1 protein-coding gene is annotated in these 579 nt (G+C 51.8%); it reads left to right on the top strand.

Annotation, left to right across the window (positions count from 1 at the left end; translation table 11 throughout):
* The coding region (locus tag ACOTZF_RS25235; protein ID WP_252000637.1) for an EF-Tu/IF-2/RF-3 family GTPase at positions 1-579 on the top strand (579 nt) is incomplete at both ends.

The following is a 579-nucleotide window of genomic DNA, read 5'->3' as shown; positions in this document are numbered from 1 at the left end:
GAAAATCATCGAACTGGCTGGCTACCTGGATTCTTACATCCCAGAACCAGAGCGTGCGATTGACAAGCCATTCCTGCTGCCAATCGAAGACGTATTCTCCATCTCCGGTCGTGGTACCGTTGTTACCGGTCGTGTAGAGCGCGGTATCATCAAAGTGGGTGAAGAAGTTGAAATCGTTGGTATCAAAGAGACTGCGAAGTCTACCTGTACTGGCGTTGAAATGTTCCGCAAACTGCTGGACGAAGGCCGTGCTGGTGAGAACGTTGGTGTTCTGCTGCGTGGTATCAAACGTGAAGAAATCGAACGTGGTCAGGTTCTGGCGAAGCCAGGCTCAATCAAGCCACACACCAAGTTCGAATCTGAAGTGTACATCCTGTCCAAAGACGAAGGCGGCCGTCATACTCCGTTCTTCAAAGGCTACCGTCCACAGTTCTACTTCCGTACAACTGACGTGACCGGTACCATCGAACTGCCAGAAGGCGTAGAGATGGTAATGCCAGGCGACAACATCAAGATGGTTGTGACGCTGATCCACCCAATCGCGATGGACGACGGTCTGCGTTTCGCAATCCGTGAAGG

It is taken from the genome of Enterobacter cloacae complex sp. SHL021 (assembly GCF_049237765.1).
Classification (GTDB): domain Bacteria; phylum Pseudomonadota; class Gammaproteobacteria; order Enterobacterales; family Enterobacteriaceae; genus Enterobacter; species Enterobacter cloacae.
Note: the sequence above shows the minus strand (reverse complement) of the source record. Positions and strands in the feature narration are given on the sequence as shown.